Genomic DNA, 18,276 nt, shown 5'->3' on the forward strand with positions numbered 1-18,276 from the left:
CGGCTGGTCCTTGCGCGGTGGCGGTACGGGCTCCGCCTCCCCCGGCGGCAGTACGGGGTCCGCCTCCGCCCGTACGTCGGCGAGGAACGGCCGTCAGGCGGCAGGGCGCTGCGCGAGCAGGCTGCGGTCGAGGTCGGCCAGCACGCCGGCCGTGTCGCGGTGGACCTCGGCGGCGCCCGCGGCGAGGAGTTCCTGCGCGGAGAAGCCGCCGCTCTCCACGGCGACGCAGGGAACCCCCGCGCGGCCTGCGGCCACGACGTCCCAGACCGTGTCCCCAACGAACACGCTGTCCGCCGGGGCCGTGTCCGCCCGGTCCAGGGCGGCGCGGACGAGGTCCGGCGCGGGCTTGGTGGCGGACACGTCGTCGGCGGTGGTGGCGGCGTCGATCACGTCGTCGGCGTCCAGCACGCGGCGCAGCGCGGTCAGTTCCCGTTCCGACGCGGAGCTGGCGAGGACGATCCGCCGGCCCCGGGCGGCGCAGGCGCGCAGGAGGTCGGCGGCGCCGGGCAGCGGCGCGATGACCGGCCAGTAGGCGGCGTAGAGCGCGTCGTGGGCGGCGGCGATCGCCTCGTCGTCGTCCCGGTCGCGGTCGCGGCCGAGCAGGTGGTCGAACAGTTGGTCGGCGCCCATCCCGATCGCCCGGTGGACCCGGGCCGCCGGTACCGTGCGGTCGTACTGCCGCAGCGCCTCCCACCAGGCGAGGGCGTGGAAATAGGTCGTGTCGAGCAGGGTGCCGTCGACGTCGAAGAGCGCCGCCGTGGTCGTGGTCACAGGTCCTCCTTCGGTCGGCCCCACGCCGCGCCTGCCCGGTCCGGCCACGTCCACACGTGGCTCCGCGACCGCCGCCCCCGGCCCCCCGGCCCCCGGCCCGACCTACGAGTCCTACCGGACGGCGTTTCGACGCCTGCAGCACGGCAAGACGCCCGCCATGCAGACCCCCGCGCCCGAAGCCGCCGCGGCCATGTCCCCTGCGCGGGCACTGCGGCGGATCGCCTTCCTCCTGGAGTGGAACGGCGCCTCCCCCTACCGCGTCCGGGCCTTCCACACGGCCGCCGACGCCGTCGCCGACCTGCCGCCCGGCCCGGTGGACGCCGCCCGGGCGCGGCAGCTGCCGGGCGTCGGGCCGGTCACCTCCGAGGTGATCGCACAGGCCTCGGCCGGCACGACACCCTCGTACCTCGCCCGCCTCCTGGCCGAGGCCGGTCCGGCCGCGGCGGACGCCTGGCAGCTCGCGGCCGCCGCCCAGGGCGACTGCCACCTGCACTCCGACTGGTCCGACGGCGGCCACCCGATCGAGGCCATGGCCCGGGCCGCCCGCACACTCGGCCATCAGTGGGCCGTGCTCACCGACCACTCCCCCCGGCTGACCATCGCCCACGGCCTCAGCCCCGAACGGCTGCGGCGCCAACTCGACGTCGTCGCGGCCTGGAACGGGGCCGCCGCCGAGCACGGCCCGTTCCGGCTGCTCACCGGAATCGAGTGCGACATCCTGGAGGACGGCTCCCTCGACCAGGAACCGGAGTTGCTCGCCCGACTCGACCTCGTCGTGGCCTCCGTCCACTCCAAACTGCGCGCCGACCCGGAACCGATGACCGCCCGGCTGCTGGCCGCGGTCCGCAACCCGCGCACCGACGTCCTCGGCCACTGCACCGGCCGGATCGTCACCGGACGCGGCAGACCACCCTCCCGCTTCGACGCCGAGGCCGTCTTCACCGCCTGCGCCGAGTCCGGCACGGCCGTGGAGATCAACTGCCGCCCCGAACGCCGCGATCCCCCCGACGACCTGCTACGCCTGGCCGCCGACGCGGGCTGCCTCTTCGCCGTCGACACCGACGCCCACGCCCCCGACCAACTCCACTGGTACACCTCCGGCTACGCCCGCGCCGCCCACCTCGCCCTCACCCCCGCCCGCCTGATCACCACCTGGCCCTACCCCCGCCTCCTCGCCTGGACATCCCGCCCCAACTCCTGACGCCCCGGCAACGCCCCACCACCCACTCACTGTCGGGGTCCGCGGTGGAGATCGGACAGCGGTGGCCTGGACCGGGACCAGGGTGCCGGCAGCGACCGCCTGGAAGGAAACGCGCTGAGCCCCGCTGCCTCCGTGGATCTGATCAGCGCCGCAATCAAGGAACTGTGAGTATGGAAAAGCAAGAGCTGTACGACGTGACCCCCTCCATCGACGAGCGCTTCAAGTCGCCCCTCAGCCAGACGAACGGCTCCTGCGCCACGTTCGCGCCGATCAACGACGCGAACGGCCAGCTGGTCGGCGTCTACCAAGGCGACAGTCAGAACCCCGACATCCTCGGCGTCCGGTACACGATCGCGGAATTCGTCGCCATGGCCGATGGGATGGACGCCATCCGCAAGCGGCTCGGCCTGTAGTGACCTCTTCTCCGCCAGCTGCCGGTGCCCCTGTCTCCAGCGGAGACGGGGGCACCGTCGGCGGCCGGCATGCACGCCGGGCTGTTCACCACGCCGCAGGCATGCGCACGACGCCTCACCTCCCTCGGCCGCCTCTCGCGTTGCCGGATCGCTCCGAACCGAAACACAGCGAATAGTTGTGCCGGGCGTCTGCGCGGCGCCCCCGGATGGGTGAGCTCCCCGCGCCCGGGCGGGGTGGGCGGCCGATGCTGGGACGCATGGCTGGCAATGCGGCAGCGGCGCTCGGGGAGGGGTTCCGGGGGCAGGTGATCGTGCCCGGTGATCTGGCGTACGACGAGGCCCGGGCCGTGTGGAACGGTGCGATCGACCGGCATCCGGCCGTGATCGCCCGCTGTACCGGGACCGCCGACGTGCTGCGTGCCGTCGCCGTGGCCCGGGAACACGGCCTGCTGGTCGCGGTCCGCGGCGGCGGCCACAACATCGCCGGGCTGGCGGTCTGCGACGGCGGCATGGTGATCGACCTGTCGCAGCTGACGGGCGTCCGGGTCGACCGTGAGCGGCGGATCGCCCGCGCCCAGCCAGGCGTCACCTGGGCCGGCTTCGACCACGAGACCCAGGCGTTCGGCCTGGCGACCCCCGGCGGCCTGATGTCATCCACCGGCATCGCCGGGTTCACCCTCGGCGGCGGCTTCGGCTGGCTCAGCCGGGCGCTCGGCCTGGCCTGCGACAATCTGCTGGAGGCCGACGTCGTCACGGCCGACGGGCGGCTGCTGACGGCGGACGATGCCGAGCATCCGGATCTGCTCTGGGGCCTGCGCGGGGCCGGCGGCAACTTCGGCATCGTCACCAGCTTCAGCTACCGGCTGCACAAGGTCGGCCCGCAGGTGCTCTGCGGAGCGGTGTTCGTCCCGGCGGAGCGGTTGACCGAGACGCTCCTCGCGGTCCGCGACCACATGCTGGAAGCGCCGGACCAGCTGATGCTGGCCTGCACCCTCCTCCCGGCGCCGTCCGCGCCGTTCCTGCCCGAGGCGGTGCGGGGCAAGCCGGTGGCCCGGGTCGGCATGTGCTGGGCCGGGGACCCGAACCGGGGGCTGGCCGTCGTGGCGCCGCTGCGAGCACTGCCGGGCGCAGTGGCGGACACCGTGAGCATGAGGCCGTACGTGCAGTGGCAGCAGATGCTCGACCCCGGCTGGGGCCCGGGCGTGCCCAACTACTGGAAGGCCGAGTACCTGGCCGTGCTGGACGAAGCGGCGGCGTCGACCATCGCCGAGCACTTCGCGGCGATCAGCTCGCCGCACTCCGACATCAAGCTGGCCTTCCTCGGCGGCGCGATTGCCCGGACCGGGCCGGCGGACACCGCGTACACGCACCGGGCGGCGCCGTACCTCCTCAACATCAACAGCCGCTGGGAGCACGGCGATTCCGCGCCGCACATCGTCTGGACCCGGGAGTTCTGGAGTGCGATGCGGCCCTTCTCGGCGGGCGGGGTGTACGTCAACTTCCTCGGCCAGGAGGGACAGGAGCGGGTCGTCGAGGCGTACGGCAGGCCCATGTTCGAGCGGCTCACCGCGCTCAAGGACCGCTACGACCCGGAGAACTTCTTCCGTGTCAACCAGAACATCCCGCCTCCCACCTGACCGGCCATCGGTTCGTACCCCCGCGCTATCAGGAGGCCGCTGTAGTGGGGCAGCGAGCCCGGCGGGCTGCTCCTGCTGTCCGCCGGTTCCCACCTGACCGCGCCGTCGCCGGAGTTGCCGCCACCCGATGCGCCTACCTCCCCTCGACCGCCTGTCCGGCAGCGGTGACTGCCCGCGCCGGGTCGGCGGCGCCGATCAGTTGGCGGAGGGCGCCGAAGTAGACCTCGTGGTCGACCACCGCACGCAGGACCTGGGCCAGGTGCCCGGTCAGCGCCGGGAACTCGTCCGGGTCGAGGGCGGCCAGGGCCCGGCGGGTGGCGGCCTGGGCGGCCTTGGGGTCGCGATGGTCGACGAAGCTCGCGCTGCCCAGGGTCAGCAGGTAGAGCCGCCGGTAGGTGCCGACCGCCTCCTGTGGGCTCATGCCGGCCGCGATCGACTCGGCGAGCTGCGGCTCCACCAGGCGCTTGAGCAGGTGCGGGCCGAGCCAGGGTCGGCCGCCGCGCAGGGCGACCAGGCCCGGATGGGCCGTCAGCAGCTCGTACAGCGCGGTGAACCGCCGCTCGGTCGCCGCGGCCCAGTCGGTGCCGGGCTCGATCTCCGGCAGCTGGGCGGCGAGGTGGTCGGTGACCAGGTCGAGCAGTCCGGCCAGATCGGTGCAGCGGCGTTGGAGGGAGGCGACGGAGATGTCCAGCGCGGCGGCCAGGGTGCGGAAACTGAGCGCCGCGTGCCCGTCCCGATCCACGATCAACAGGGCTTGCTCGGCGATCCGTTCGGGAGTCGCGCGGTTCAGGGAAGTGGATTGCCCGGGCATGCGAGCCAGCGTACGGTACACCGTATCGCCAGGGTAGGTCCCTGACTCCTCACGGAGGCGCACGAAGGCGGCACGCCCCGCACCACGGCACTCGACCCGCTGTCCACCCGGCCCGCTCTTGGCGTTCTTCCTCGGCCTGACCACCACCGGCCGGCTCATCGCCCGGTCGTGAACCTCTCATCGCAGGAGCAACGACGTGCACCAGCTCACGTACGGCGACATCCAGGCCGCCACTGACCGCATCGCCGGACGCGTCCGCCCCGTCGCCCTGTCCTGGGTCGATCCGGGCGCGATCCGCACCGCCCGCCGCGACCCCCTCGACGACCGCGAGGTCGAGCCGTGCGAGGTGTGGCTGGCCATGGAGTTCATGCAGCACACCGGCTCCTTCAAGGCCCGCGGCGCGCAGAACTTCATCCAGGCCCACCGCGACGCGAGCACCCTGCCCGACGCCGGGGTGACCATCGCGTCGGGCGGCAACGCCGGGCTGGCGTGCGCCTGGGCCGCCCAGCAGCAGGGCGTGCGCGCCACCGTCTTCCTGCCCGAGACCGCTCTGGCGGTGAAGGTGGCCAAGCTGCGCGGCTACGGCGCCGATGTCCGCCTGGTCGGCTCCGAGTACGCCGAAGCGCTGGCCGCGTGCGGGGAGTTCGCCGCCGCCACCGGCGCGCTCGCCTCGCACGCCTACGACAACCCGCTGATCGCCGCAGGGGCCGGCACCCTGCTGGAGGAGATCCACGCCCGGATCCCCGGCCTGGACACCGTGGTCGTCGCGGTCGGCGGCGGCGGCCTGTTCGCCGGTGTCGCCACCGCCGCCCGGCACCACGGCATCCGCACGGTGGCGGTGGAGCCGGAGAACTGCCGGGCGCTGAACGCCGCGATCGAGGCCGGCCGCCCGGTCGACGTCTCCGTGGACTCGATCGCCGCCGACTCCCTGGGCGCCCGCCGCACCTCCACCATGGCCCTGCACGCCGCCCGACAGGACGGCGTGCGCTCCGTGCTGGTGGCGGACGCCGAGATCGCCCGCGCCCGGCAGGCGCTGTGGGGCCACCGCCGGGTCGCCGTCGAGCACGGTGCCGCCACCGCCCTGGCGGCCCTGACCAGTCCGGATCAGCACACGCCGAACCGGGACCTGCCGACCCTCGATCTGCCGAGCCGGCCGGACCTGCCGAGCCGGCCGGACGCGCTCAGCCGCAGCTACCGGCCGGCGAGTGGCGAGAAGGTCTGCGTGGTGCTCTGCGGAGCCAGCACCGACCCCTCCGACCTGGCGACGAGCTGACGGGTTGCCCGACGGGGGCAGCCGAGCGGTTCGTCAGCTCGGCTGCCCCCGTCGCTGTGTGTTCAGCACGCGGGCGACAAGGTCCCCTGGTGTGACGGCCCCGAGGCAACGTGAACGTCCGCGGGGAATCACCCGATGGGCTGACCGCCTCTCGCATTGCCGGAGCTCTCCGCCCCGAGCTGGTGTCCTGTCCCCGGTGTCATCGTGCGGTGATCATCAGGAGGGGGCGCCATGACTGACACGTCGCCACAGGCCGTTGCCGGCAGCGCATCGGCCGTCCGTCCGCCGCTTCCCGGGCCACGTCCTGGAAGCCGCGGCGCCGCCGAGAGGGTGCCCTAGGCCTACGCGCCCCGGATCTCGCGGATCCGGGGCGCGGTAGCGGCGGGAGAGTTCGCCCTGGCTGGGCGGCTCGCTGCCGAACTGCACCAGCGGATCGCGTCCGCACGCGGTGACCTGCACCCGGAGGCACTGCGGGCGCAGGAGGTGCACGCACACGTCGCCGCCCTCGGCGGCGACTTCGTACAGGCGGCCGACATCTACACGGCGGCCGCAGCCGGGTGGGCGAGCCGGGGCGCCGCTGCGGAGCGGTGGACGGCCTCGCGCAATGCGGCGGCCTGTCGGCAGCGGGCAGCCTCGACCGTCCGGAGCCGATCCGACTGGCTGCTCTGGACGGGCGTTTCGGGGCGCAGGGCCGTGATCGCGAGCGTCCTCGTGGCGGCGCTGTTCTCCGCGGCGACGTCCAGCAGTCCGCCGACGCGCCTCGCCGCAGCGCAACGACCTGCGGCGGATGGTCGGCCGGTCGCCCCCGACCCTGCACCCACCCCGCCGTCGACCCCGAGCCCGACGGTCGCGGCGCCGCGTGAACTGCCCCCGGCCGCCAGCGTTTCCGGCCCGACGGCGGAGCTCGAACCCACAGCGCAGCCGACCACGTCGGCAGACGAACCAGCCGGGTACCGTGTCCGGCCGGGGAAGGCCCGGACAGGGGGCCGGACGCCCGGGCCGAGCGCGGCACCGCGACAGGAGCGGACTGCGCCCGACCCCCGGCCTGCGCCGGGGCCCGCGCCCGACACGGCCGCCGGGTCCGGGACGGATCCGTGCGCCGCCGCCCGCCAGTTCGGCCGGCTGCCCGACTCGCTGGTGGCGTTGTGCCACCGTGCGGCCGGGGCAGCGGGCCGACGGTCGGCTCCCCCGGCCGCACGGTCTGGGAGGTCAGGGCAGGACAGCTGACCGAACGGAGGACAAAGGACGGTCAGGGGCGGTCGAGGAGGTCGGTGATCTTGTCGGCCATGGCTGCCTGGGCGGGGTTGGCGCCGGGGCGGGCCTGTCGGGCGGCGTGGACGGCGGTGGTGAGGGTGGCGCGGAAGTTGTCGGTCTCCTCGGGGGCTTCGGCGGCGAGCAGGACGAGGGAGCGGAGGATGGCGTCGAAGACCTGGTCGGCGATGTCGGCGGTCGACTTCCCGTTGAACTTCAGGCCCTTGGGCTTCTCCGCGAGGACGCGGCCGACCAGGCCGGTCGCGGCGGTGAGCGCCTTGCCGGCGGCCATACCGGCCTTGGTGGAGGAGATCGCGCCGGGGTCGGAGGCGGCCATCAGGACGGCGACGCCGTGGGCGGCGGTCTGCAGGGTCAGCTTGTCGTCGGCGGTCAGGGTCGGGATGCCGGTGGTGGTCTGCTTGGACATGGTGGTCTGCTTCCTGTGCGTGGCTGGGGCGTTGGTGGGCGGGTCCGGTCAGTGGGCGGGTCCGGTCAGTGGGCGGCGGGCTGTACGGCGGCGGCCGTCTCCTCGTCCTCCTCCTGCGGGATCTCGTGCTGGGCCAGGCGGCTGGCGGGCAGGAACAGGCCCGCGACGGCGGCCAGCAGGTAGCCGGCGGCACAGACCAGGGCGCCCACGAGCAGGGCGGTCTTCATCACCGACGGCTCGTAGCCGTCGTGGGTCCGGCCGAAGAACACGACGCCGGTGACCGCGACGCCCAGCGCTGCGCCGAACTGCTGGAAGGTGCTGTAGACGCCGGAGGCGGCACCGGCGTCGCGGACGTCCACGGTGGCCAGGGCCAGGTCCACCAGCGGCACGACGAGGAAGCCGAGGCCGAGGCCGGCCAGGGCGAGCGGCCAGAGCAGGTCCCAGCCGGACAGGCCCGCGCCCTGGGCGTCGATGACGTGACGGGCCCAGAGGATGCCGCCGGTCTGCATCAGCGCACCGGCGATCACCAGTGGCTTGCCCGCCCTGGGGGCCAGCGGCACGGAGGCGGCGGAGCCGAGGAAGGCGCCTGCGGTGAAGGGCAGCAGCGTCAGCCCGGAGGCGATGGCGGAGAAGTGCAGGCCGATCTGCAGGTAGAGGGCGAGGATCAGGAAGAACCCGGCCATGGCGCCGGAGAAGCAGAGTTGGACGATGCTGCCGGAGGTGAAGCCGCGGTCGGCGAACAGGTGCATCGGCGCCAGCGGCGAGCCGTCCCGGCGCATGCGGCGCCGCTGATTGACCACGAAGGCGGCGAGGACGAGCGGGGAGGCCGCGAGCATCGCCCGGATCCAGCCGGGCCAGCCCGCCTCACGGCCCTCGACCAGCGGGAAGACGAGCAGGAACAGGCCGGCGGAGGCGAGCAGCAGGCCGGGGATGTCCAGGCGCAGCGGGTGGGCGGAGCGGGTGTCGGGTACGAGGCGCCAGGCGGCGGCGAGCAGGGCGAGGCCGATCGGGAGGTTGATGACGAAGATGCTGCGCCAGCCGATGGAGAAGGCGTCGACGGAGACGAGCCAGCCACCGAGCAGCGGGCCGGCGACGGCGGCCAGGCCGGAGACGGCGCCGATGATGCCGAGGACCGCGGCGCGTTCCCTGGGCTTGTAGAGGGCCTGCACGGAGGCCAGGACCTGGGGGACCATGAGGGCGGCGAAGGCGCCCTGGACGACGCGGGCGGCCACCAGGGTGTCGCCGTTGTGGGCGAGGGACGCGCCGAGCGAGGCGAGGGTGAAACCGGCCACGCCGGTGAGGAACACGGTCCTGCGGCCGACGATGTCGCCCAGGCGTCCGCCGGTGATCAGGACGACGGCGAAGGCGAGGGTGTAGCCGCCGACGACCCATTCGAGGTGGCCGGGGGTCGCGTGGATGTCCTTCTGGATGGCGGGGAGGCCGACGTTGACGATGGTGGTGTCCAGCAGGTCCATGAAGGACGCGACGATCAGGACGACCATCGCGAGGGCGCGGCGGCGGTGGACGGGGATTCCGGCGGGCTCGGCGGGCGCGGGGGGTACTGCGGGTACGGGCGTGCGGTGCTCGGGCATGGGTCTTGGGTCCTCTTCGATGCGTGAGGGTGAACGACGGTGACGGGCCGAGTCGGGGCTCTGGGGATCGCGGCTGCCGAAGGGCCCCGGCGGCGGGAAATCGCATGGCGTGGCTGGATGGCGCGAGTGGCATGGCATGACCATGGCTACGCCGCGAACTATTTCGTTCGGACGAAAGAAGCATAGCAACTGCTTCGGTGCAGCGAAACAGTTTGCTAACCTGAGGCCATGACCCGCGCCGGCAAGCCCTCCGACCAGCCCTCCGATCAGCCCTCGCGCGAGGAGCTGATGGCCCGGCTGCACACGGCCGGACGGGAGCTCAGCACGGCCGCCGTCATGTTCCACGCGGCGCTCGCGCAGCTGAACGGCCTGAGCGCCACCGAGGAGAAGGCCATCGACCTGCTCCTGCGCCACGGCCCCTTGACCGCACGCGAGTTGGGCGAGCACTCGGGGCTGGCCCCGGCCTCGGTCACCGGGCTGGTCGACCGGCTCCAGCGCAAGGGCTTCGCCCGCCGGGTGCCGAACCCGCTGGACGGCCGGAGCGTCCTCATCGAGGCCGCGGAAGCCCCCAGCGAGGCCCTGGCACCGCACTTCACGCAGTGGACGGGTGCCCTGGACGCGCTCTGCGAGCGCTACAGCGACACCGAACTGGCCGCCATCGGCGACTTCCTGGGCTCCGCCGCCGTCCTCCAGCGCGAGGCGACCGCCCGTATGACCACGTCGCGCCCCACCACCCCCGGAACCGGGGCGACCCTCGAAGCCGGAACGGCCCTCGGCCGCGGCGAGAAGCTGACCCTGCAGACCGCCGCCCACGGCGTCGTCGCCCTGATGGCGGGCGCCGACCCCGGGGCGTTCTCCTCCGCCAGGGCCGGCATGGCCGGCGGCAAGGCGCTGTCCGCCGCCACCGGACTGGTCGGCCGCGTGCTCGCCGAGAAGCCCAAGGGCATGAAGCTCGGCGGGAAGTCGACCGCCGACCTGGCCGACCAGGTCTTCCCCGCCCTCGCGGCCTCCCTCGCCCTCCTCCGGGACGTCGACCCCGGCGAGGCCGACAACTTCCGCTCCGTCATCCGGACCGCCGTCGAGGCCGCGCTCAAGACCCGCCACGGCGGGAGCCCGGCCATGACCGCCATGGCCGCCAAGATCAGCACAACGCTCGACAACGCCTGACGCCCGGGGCACCTACACCCGGGCCAGGTTTCGGTCCGTCAGGATGAAGAACCCGCGCAACCCCTCCACCCACCCCGCCGGATCGCCGATAGCGGAGTAGCGCATCGGCACCGGAGAGGAACCCAGCGAAATGACGAGTGCGGACGACCTGACGGGCGCCCAGATGAAGGCCTTCGAGGAGAACGCGGCAGCCCTCGACCAGGTAGCGCAGCAGCTCCGATCGGTCCGGGAGCAGGCCCGCGCACGGTTGACGGCCGTCGGCATCATCGGCGAGGGTGATGGCGGCGGGGACGGCGATGACGACCGGTGCTTCCTCTGCACGTGTCAGGCGTTCGTCCCGACACCGCCCCACCCGAAGGCCCCGTGTGCGCGCCCGGGATGCGGGCACCCGCTCATCCCGGCCCACCGAGGGTGATCGAACTCCCCTACCGACTCACCATGCGTCGCGGGACCACGCCGCGCCGCTCGTACTCCATGACCGACTCGACGCGGGCGGCGACGGCTGCCCCGCACTCGCGGGTGACCATCGGTGACGGTGACTCCGCGTCCGTACGAGGTTCCGCAGGACGTCCGGGTCGTTGCTCAGCCCGCCACCGCCGCCCGCCGTGTCGGGCCCTGTCAGGCCCCGGCCCCGACCTGGTGTCACCGCTACAGGAGGCCCAGGTGGAGCTCGACGCCGGCGCCGTCGCAGCTGGCGTCCCACAGGCGTCCCGCGACGGCAGGATCGGTCATGTGCGCCCGGGCGGGCTCCAACCGGGGTGTGCCGCGCAGGCCGAAGGCCCTGGGGCCCCACAGCTGCCCTCCCTGCACGTACGGGTCCAGGACGGCCCGGACGATCGGCCAGGCCCCGCGGTCCTTGCCCTGGAGCAGCAGCCCGGCGGGCAGACCGCGCAGCCGTGTGCCGCGGCTTGCCGCGTGCACCCCCGCCCGCGGCGGGGTCAGGGAATCGAGGGCGCCGCCGGGGTGGGCCACCACGCTGAGCACGGTGCTGCCGGCGGCGCGCAGGCGGCGGTCGAGCTCGAAGGCGAAGGACATCTGCGCCAGCTTCGACCGGCCGTAGGCGCGTCCGGGGCGGTAGTCCCGGCCCGACTGGAGGTCGTCCGGGTCCAGCCGCTCGGAGCGTGCCGCGAAGCTGCCCACCGTCACGATCCGGGCGGCGGGCGCCGCTGACAGCACGGGTGCCAGCGCTCGGGTCAGCGCGACGTGCCCCAGGTGGTTGACGCCGAACATCAGCTCGTGACCGTCCTTCGTCGTGCGCCGCGGTGGATCGTCGAGCGCGACACCGGCGTTGTGGACCACCGCGTCGAGGCGGTCGCCGAGCCCGTCCGCGACGGTCCGCACGGACGCCAGGTCGGCGAGGTCCAGCGGGATGGCGCGCAGTCGGGCTCCGGGGACACGTGAGCGGATCGAGGCCATGGCGGCGGCGGCCTTCTCCCGGTCCCGGCTCCCGAGCACCACGAGGGCCCCGGTCCCGGCGAGTTGCTCCGCCACGAAGTAGCCGATCCCGGCATTGCCCCCGGTGATCAGGAAGGACCTGCCGACGGCGGACGGCAGCCGGTGAACGTCCCACGGCCGGCTCGGCGGTACGGAAGACCTCGGCGGTACGGAAGACATCGTGAACGGCTCCTTCAGCTCGGGGGACACGGCGCACTTTCCTACGCCGACCCGGCCCATGACACGACGTGCGCCCCACAGACCGCTGACAGATCGCCGTCACCACCGACAGACCTCCGACACCGTCCCGCCTCACCCCACCCGAGGAACGCCTCCTCGGTGTCAAGACCTGTGGGATCGGCGACCCGGCGGGAAGACTGAGGTTGAGTCTCCCGTAGGGGGAGGGGCGTGAGAGTGCGGGTATGGACGGCGACACGCTCTTCACGATCGGTCGTCGCCTTCCTCGACGAGCACGAGGGGGCTCTCGTTCACCCGGATGTCGTTGGCTTCGAACGGAAGGAACCGCGGATGGCCGGGACGGTGGAGGTGGCCTTGCGATGGCGCCACTCCCGAGAGCAGCGGGTCCGGAGCTTCGCCAACTGCCGACCCACTCTCGGCGGCGGAACGCACGAGATGGGCTTCCGCGACGGGGTGACGGCAGCAGTCAACGCGTATGCACGTGAACGGCGCCTGCTGGCAGCAGCGGACCCCGATCTCAGCACCGACCGGATCTGCGATGGCCTGACGGCGGTCGTGTCGGTGAGGCTGGACCATCCCGAGTTCGAGGGCGCCATCCGTGACCGGCTGGGCAACGTCGCAGTCCGCGCCTGCGTCGGACAAGCCGTCCGAGAACACCTCGGCAGGTCGCCGTTCCAGGGGTCAGCGGAGGACTGCTCGCCAAGTCGTTGTGCCTCTTTGATCAGATCGTGATGGGGACTTGGGCTGTCGGCGTGGAGAACCATAGGTATCCGTCGAACTCGCCCGAGCCGAATCGCTCTGCCAGCTCCTTGAAGTCGATTGGAAGAGCAGTGCCGAGCTGTGACTCCACCGAGGGCCAGTCGATCGTCCTGGTTGGCGTGCTCTCCCAGCCGGTGATAGCTGTGAGTTTCTCACTCCACCGTCGCCATTGTGTCCACGCCGATGAATAAGCCGCAGGGTGCCGACAACGGCGGCAGCAGGCGTCAGCCGAAGCTGCCGCTGTCTCCGGGTTCGGCGGTGAGCGGGGCGTCCGGCCACGGCCACTCACACCAGGCGTCCAGGCCGTGTCGCTGAGCATCTGCCGTCCATGCGGGATTGCCGCGTAGGTGCGGCAGGGCCTCTACCCACCGATCCCAAGGACCGTCGACAGCAGTGAAGCGTTGCGCGTAGTCGGTGCCCAGCAGGCTGTCCAGCCGGAGCAGGGCGCCCAAGGCAAGTGGCTGGTCGTAGCGAAGGTCGAGCTGCGGCAGATACCGGGCGAGGTACTCCGTGAGGATCTGGGCATCCTCGGTTGTGCCGAACCGGGCCAGCGCGAAGCAGTAGCCCTGACCGGCGTACGTCAGCTCGCTGGCCAGGAGGAGTTGCCCGATCAAGCTCCGCCACTCGGTCCGCCTGGCCACCCCGGCCAGCCAGGAGCCAGTCAACCGTGAGCGCCATTCGTAGCCGAGGAGCGCGCTCAGCTCTTCGGCATTCACCGAAGCGGCATCCGAGGCGAGGGCCTCAGCGAAGTTCGACCGCTCTGGCTCGTCCAGCCTGAAGAAGTTGCCGCCCAGCAGCTCCAAGTACCGTTGGCCGGGCGTGACATAGCGCTCCAGCACATGTTCCTGGCCGACCTCGCGCGGATGCCTCATGCTCATCAGGCCATCCTCTCGAAGCGCTCGCGCCTTCCGCCGAGCAGGGCACACCCTGCTCGGTACCTTGCAGAGGGAGTCCGCTGCCACAAAAGAGCTCCCGAAAGGTCCACATCACTCAGAACCGTTTCGAGGATGTCGCTGCCGTAGCTCGTCACGTACAGCGGCCCCACAGACGTCATACAACCTCCGCAGCGGCGGCGGGGTCAGGAGGGCGGGATCCAGGCGCGGACTTCGAGGTACTGGATGTCGGCGTCGGGGACGGCGCGGCCGGTGTCCACGAGCCAGGTGCGCATGGCCTCGGTGACGTCGCCGTGGTGGGCGGCGACGCGGCGGGACCATTCGGCGGCGTCGAAGCCGCCGGTGGAGGCGGAGCCGTAGGTGCGTTCCTCGGTGCCGTCGGCGCGGGGGACGAAGCCGCGGCGCAGGCCGCCGGAGTCGCGGTCGGAGCCGGCGGAGTAGACGTACTGGTCGGCGCGCATGCGGACGGTGAAGGCGAGGCGGCCGCCGGCCCGGCCGGTGGCGTGGACGACCGGGGCGAGGTGGGAGGCGCCGGAGCGGATGGCCTGGCGTCCGGCGCGCCCGGCCATCGACTCGCCGGGCGTGCCGACCACGTCCTTGCCGCGGACCCGCGCCTTCTGGCCGGTCCTGGTGCGGCGGCGCACCACGTTCTCGCCCGCGATCCCGGCTAGTGCCTCGGTGTCGCGCTCGCCGCCGCGCACCGCCCGGACGACCTGGCGCAGCGCGTCCACGAAGGCCGCGCCCTTGCCCTTGGTGAAGAACTGGGAGACGAGTGAGGCGTCGCGGCCCAGCATTGCGGCGACCTGGCGTTTGGTGAAGCCCTGGTCGAGCAGTTGCTGGGTCAGGCGGGCGGCCTCGTTGGGGTTGTTCGGGTCGGCGGGGCTCACCGGTCACCTGCCGTCCGGGCGAGTTCGGCGCGGCCCTGGGTGCGCAGCGCCAGGTACTGCTCCTGGCTGGTGGGGTGCGGGACGGGGCCGGTGAGATGGCCCTTGAGGAGGTAGTCACCGGGTTCGCCCCGGTAGGGCCACGGCTGGCGCTCGGTCAGGGCGATGCCGTCCGTGCCGAAGTACACGACGGTGCCGGGCCTGGCGTGCAGGGCACCCGCGACGCCGACGACCTCCCTGCCCTGGCGGTACTTCATGTCGAGCAGCGCCGCCCGCGCCCCCGACCACACGTAGGCCGCCCATTCGGGGTGGGCGTACGGGTCGCGGGAGAAGCCCGCCTGCCGCTGCCAGGTGACGACCGCCGCGTCCTGGCCGAGGATCTCCACGCCCGGCGGCAGCGCCTCGCCGACGGGCGTGGTGCCGGAGACCAGGCGCGGGCGCTGCGCGAAGCCGCCGAGGCCGAACAGCAGGACGGCGCGCACGGCGCGGGAGGCGAGGTAGGCGGCGGTGCGCTGTCGCTCGTCGGCGTGCGCCGTCGACAGGTGGGTCAGGTCCGCCCACGCGGCCTTGAGTCGCTTGCCCCACTCGTCCAGCGGCTTGCCGTCCTCCCACACCAGGCCGCCGAGGACTTCGATCCGCCACGGCGCCACGTGGTTGGCGAGGGCCAGGTGGACCTCGGCGCCGCCCGCCCAGGTGGTGAAGGTGGCACCGGGCTCGGAGGGGTAGACCCAGGCGCGGTCCCCGGTGACGGGGGCGGGCAGCAGGCCGACGTGGTTCCAGCCGGCCGGGACGGTGACCCGCACGTTCCAGTGCGAGCAGGACATCAGGGCCTTGGTCTGCTCCTGCTCGGTCATCGCGGCGAAGCGGGCCGCGGTGATGCGCTGCGGGGTGCCGACCGGGGACTTCCACAGGTGCTTGGCGTAGGCGAAGGTGCGGTCGTACTCCACCAGCGCGGGCAGCTCGGCCGGGACGCGCGGGGGCAGGATCAGCTCGGTACGGCCCTGGCCACCGGTGGCGTGCAGCAGGCCGCGCAGCTCCTCGGACAGCACCGGGTAGCCGCCGGCGAAGCGGCCCTTGACCGGGACGGTGCGCGACCATAGGTCGCGGCCGGTCTGCGACGGCGAGCCCATCAGCACCGCGTCGTCCCAGTGCCGACGCAGCGCCTGCCAGAGCAGCCGGAACGCCTCCCGGCAGGTGACGACGTCGGCGCCGTCCGGGTCGAACCACTCGCCGATGCTGCGGAGCTCGGTGGCGCCGCTGTCGGGCGCGGCCGACGGGGCGTAGCGGCCGACCGGCTGGCGCTGGTGGACGAAGTGCCCGGCCAGCTTGTCGCGGCCGCTGCCGACGGCGGTGGTCCAGCGCTCGGACGGGGTGTTCAGCCAGGCCGCGACCGCGTCCTTGAGGGTGGCGTAGCGCTCGGCGCCGTCGTGCCAGGGGGCACCGGCGGTGAGGTAGATCCGCTCGGTGCCGGGCGCGTCGGCGAGGACGGCGTCCAGGATCTCGCCGGGCGTACGGGCGCCGAGGTCGACGCGCACGACGCGGTCGCGCACCGCGAGCTCGCCGGTCGCGGCGTCCAGGAAGACCGTGGCGCGGGCCTGTTGGGTGAAGTTGGGGCGCTTGGAGACCAGCCCGGTCGTTACGGCCTCGAAGCGGGCGCCCGCCGCGCCGTCCGGGACGGTGGGCAGCTCGCGCGGGGCGGCTTCGGGCACCGGGTGCGGCGGCGGGTACGGGGGCTGCGGCGGCTCGGCGGCGACGACCGGAGCGACTGTAGCGACCGAAGCGACCGAGACTGCGGATTCGGCTGACATGTCGGCTGACGTGTCGGCTGACGTGTCGGCGGCGGGCTCGGATGGGGGCTCGGCGGCCTTTACGGCGGGGGCGATCGGCTGAGCCGCAGACTGCTCCTCGACCTCGACCTCGACCTCGACCTCGACCTCGACCTCGACCTCGGCCTCGGCCTCAACCGCTGCCGCTGCCGCCGCCCGCACCGAGGCCGGGGTCGGGTCCAGCACCGGCGCGAGCCGCACCACGTCGGCCACCGACAGCCCGCCCGCCTTCGCGATCGCGTCCGCCTTCGCCCCCTCGTACCCGGCGAGGCCGGTCACCCGGCGGGCGCGCTGCGCGGTGAGCTTGTCCAGTTCCTTCTGCGCGGCGGCGACGGCCTTCTCGGCGGCGGTGATCCCGGCGCGCAGCTCCCGCAGGCCGGCGAGTTCGGCGGTGTACGTCTTGCGGTCCATCGGCAGGTCACTCCCCTTCGGCGGCAGGACGGCCTGCGGTGACGTAGGCGATCGGCCCGCCGGAGACGGACGGGAGCCGGGTGCCGAGCAGGACGGCGGCCAGGCGGGCGTCCTCGGCGTCGGTCGGGGCGGCGGCGTTGGCGGGGGCGGTGAGGTCGTTCAGGTAGCCGACCAGCCTGGCGTGCGGGAAGCGGTAGCGGGCCGCGGTCCCGGTGGCGCCGTCGGACTCCCAGCCGGTCAGGCCGGTCAGCACGGCGACGACGAAGGAGGCCACCGTCACCGGCAGCGCCCCGCCCGCAGCCACGCGGGCCGGGTCGCACCGCCACCAGCCCGACAGCGAGGCCAGCAGCTGCGCCTGGTCGAGTGCCGTGCCGAAGCCGATCCACTCCCGGCCCGGCTCGTCCACCCGCTGCGGGGCGTCCGCGCGCAGCACGGCGAGCTCCGCCGCACCGGTGACGGCGAGGTCCGCGTCCGGCCGGGCCTGCAGCGCCTGCAGTCCGGCCAGCGGGAACACCTGCCGGCCCGCGTCGCGCACACCGGGGACCAGCCCGGTGGCCATCAGCTTCTTCACCGTCGGGATCGAACACCCGAGCGCCGCCCCGGCCTGCCCGGTCGTCACGAACACCCCCACGGTCTCCACGCCTCTCCAGTCAACTCGAAATGCGACGGACCCCGACTCTACGCCTCCCGAGCGACGTCGCCGTGCGGCCGGCTCAGAAGCCCGCCGTGTCGAGTTCGACGTCCAGCGGGGCCGGGAGCCGGAGCGGGGTGCCGAAGGGGTGCGGGCCTTCCACGCGGGTGTAGCCGAGCCGGCCCGGCTGGGAGAACAGGGTGCAGGTGCGTTCCTGCCGGTCGACCAGGAGGTACACGGGCGCGCCGAACTGGGCGTAGCGACGGCGCTTGGCGGTCCGGTCGGTGTCGCCGTTCGACGGCGAGGTGACCTCGACGACGAGCACGGTCTGGTCCGGCAGGAGGGCGCCCTCCGTCCTCGCCAGCTCGGCGGGCACGACGGCGAGGTCGGGGACGTAGAAGTTCTCCGTGCCCGGCAGGTCGAGGTTCCCGGAGCCGGCGCGCAGGCCGAGCTCGCGCATGCGGGGCCCGATCTGTTCGCGAATCAGGTCGACGGCGGTCTCGTGGGCCCAGGACGGTGACACGGGCGTGATGACTCCCTCGACGATCTCGACGCGGTCGCCCGCGATGTGCTGGATCGCGTACTTCAGGGCCTGCTCCGGATTCGGCACCCGGCTGTAGTCGCCCGGGCCGGCGTGCGCTGTGCTCACGTGCTGCTCTCCTGTCCGGATCTCAGTCCTCGGGGTCCTCGGGACCGG

The 18,276-nt window shown here is 73.3% G+C and carries 16 protein-coding genes; 6 read left to right on the top strand and 10 right to left on the bottom strand.

Annotated features, from left to right (window positions below):
* Positions 1-93: 93 nt before the first annotated feature.
* Complete coding sequence (locus tag BX285_RS32735; protein WP_097240637.1) at positions 94-771, bottom strand: HAD family hydrolase; 678 nt, start codon at positions 769-771, stop codon at positions 94-96.
* Positions 772-961: 190 nt separating this feature from the next.
* On the opposite strand from BX285_RS32735, the gene BX285_RS32740 reads away from it, so the two are divergent.
* The 3 genes from BX285_RS32740 (at position 962) to BX285_RS32750 (ending at position 4,022) form a co-directional block, all read left to right on the top strand.
* Complete coding sequence (locus BX285_RS32740) at positions 962-1,972, top strand: PHP domain-containing protein (protein WP_121179553.1); 1,011 nt, start codon at positions 962-964, stop codon at positions 1,970-1,972.
* A gap of 170 nt (positions 1,973-2,142) precedes the next feature.
* Positions 2,143-2,385, top strand: coding sequence for a hypothetical protein (locus BX285_RS32745; protein WP_097240636.1), 243 nt, complete (start codon positions 2,143-2,145; stop codon positions 2,383-2,385).
* Between the two features lie 257 nt (positions 2,386-2,642).
* Entirely contained in the window at positions 2,643-4,022 is a 1,380-nt protein-coding gene (locus BX285_RS32750) for an FAD-binding oxidoreductase (protein ID WP_220784009.1), read from the top strand.
* Positions 4,023-4,155: 133 nt separating this feature from the next.
* Here BX285_RS32750 and BX285_RS32755 read toward each other — a convergent pair whose 3' ends face one another.
* Complete coding sequence (locus BX285_RS32755; RefSeq protein WP_121179554.1) at positions 4,156-4,833, bottom strand: TetR/AcrR family transcriptional regulator C-terminal domain-containing protein; 678 nt, start codon at positions 4,831-4,833, stop codon at positions 4,156-4,158.
* Positions 4,834-5,029: 196 nt separating this feature from the next.
* Here BX285_RS32755 and BX285_RS32760 point away from each other — a divergent pair, with 196 nt between their 5' ends.
* Entirely contained in the window at positions 5,030-6,106 is a 1,077-nt protein-coding gene (locus tag BX285_RS32760; RefSeq protein ID WP_121179262.1) for a threonine/serine dehydratase, read from the top strand.
* Between the two features lie 1,249 nt (positions 6,107-7,355).
* Here the strand turns inward: BX285_RS32760 and BX285_RS32765 are convergent.
* A complete protein-coding gene (locus tag BX285_RS32765) occupies positions 7,356-7,784 on the bottom strand; it encodes a hypothetical protein (protein ID WP_121179263.1) in 429 nt (142 codons plus the stop codon).
* 65 nt (positions 7,785-7,849) lie between these two features.
* Positions 7,850-9,376: an MFS transporter gene (locus tag BX285_RS32770; RefSeq protein WP_121179264.1), complete on the bottom strand. Its 1,527-nt coding sequence runs from the start codon at positions 9,374-9,376 to the stop codon at positions 7,850-7,852.
* Positions 9,377-9,604: 228 nt separating this feature from the next.
* Here BX285_RS32770 and BX285_RS38840 point away from each other — a divergent pair, with 228 nt between their 5' ends.
* Positions 9,605-10,543, top strand: a complete 939-nt coding sequence (locus tag BX285_RS38840; RefSeq protein ID WP_259470939.1) for a MarR family winged helix-turn-helix transcriptional regulator — start codon at positions 9,605-9,607, stop codon at positions 10,541-10,543.
* 648 nt (positions 10,544-11,191) lie between these two features.
* Here the strand turns inward: BX285_RS38840 and BX285_RS32790 are convergent.
* Positions 11,192-12,157, bottom strand: coding sequence for an SDR family NAD(P)-dependent oxidoreductase (locus tag BX285_RS32790; RefSeq protein ID WP_121179556.1), 966 nt, complete (start codon positions 12,155-12,157; stop codon positions 11,192-11,194).
* Positions 12,158-12,391: 234 nt separating this feature from the next.
* Between BX285_RS32790 and BX285_RS32795 the strand changes: the two genes are divergently transcribed.
* Positions 12,392-12,907, top strand: a complete 516-nt coding sequence (locus BX285_RS32795) for a hypothetical protein (RefSeq protein WP_259470978.1) — start codon at positions 12,392-12,394, stop codon at positions 12,905-12,907.
* A 251-nt stretch (positions 12,908-13,158) separates the two neighbouring features.
* On the opposite strand, the gene BX285_RS32800 is transcribed toward BX285_RS32795, so the two are convergent.
* The 5 genes from BX285_RS32800 to BX285_RS32820 all read right to left on the bottom strand — a co-directional run bounded on the left by BX285_RS32800 (position 13,159) and on the right by BX285_RS32820 (position 18,228).
* Positions 13,159-13,812 (bottom strand): DUF6000 family protein, encoded by a 654-nt coding sequence (locus BX285_RS32800; RefSeq protein WP_121179267.1) that lies wholly within the window; start codon positions 13,810-13,812, stop codon positions 13,159-13,161.
* Between the two features lie 200 nt (positions 13,813-14,012).
* A complete protein-coding gene (locus BX285_RS32805; RefSeq protein ID WP_121179268.1) occupies positions 14,013-14,714 on the bottom strand; it encodes a helix-turn-helix domain containing protein in 702 nt (233 codons plus the stop codon).
* Positions 14,711-16,948, bottom strand: a complete 2,238-nt coding sequence (locus BX285_RS32810; protein ID WP_121179269.1) for a hypothetical protein — start codon at positions 16,946-16,948, stop codon at positions 14,711-14,713. Before BX285_RS32810 ends, BX285_RS32805 begins: the two co-directional genes overlap by 4 nt.
* Positions 16,949-16,955: 7 nt before the next feature.
* On the bottom strand, positions 16,956-17,573 hold the full coding sequence (locus tag BX285_RS38845) for a DNA-binding protein (protein ID WP_257033181.1): 618 nt from the start codon (positions 17,571-17,573) through the stop codon (positions 16,956-16,958).
* An 88-nt stretch (positions 17,574-17,661) separates the two neighbouring features.
* On the bottom strand, positions 17,662-18,228 hold the full coding sequence (locus tag BX285_RS32820) for a Uma2 family endonuclease (protein ID WP_097240625.1): 567 nt from the start codon (positions 18,226-18,228) through the stop codon (positions 17,662-17,664).
* Positions 18,229-18,276: the final 48 nt, after the last annotated feature.

This window comes from Streptomyces sp. 1114.5, from assembly GCF_003635085.1.
In the GTDB taxonomy this organism is placed as follows: domain Bacteria; phylum Actinomycetota; class Actinomycetes; order Streptomycetales; family Streptomycetaceae; genus Kitasatospora.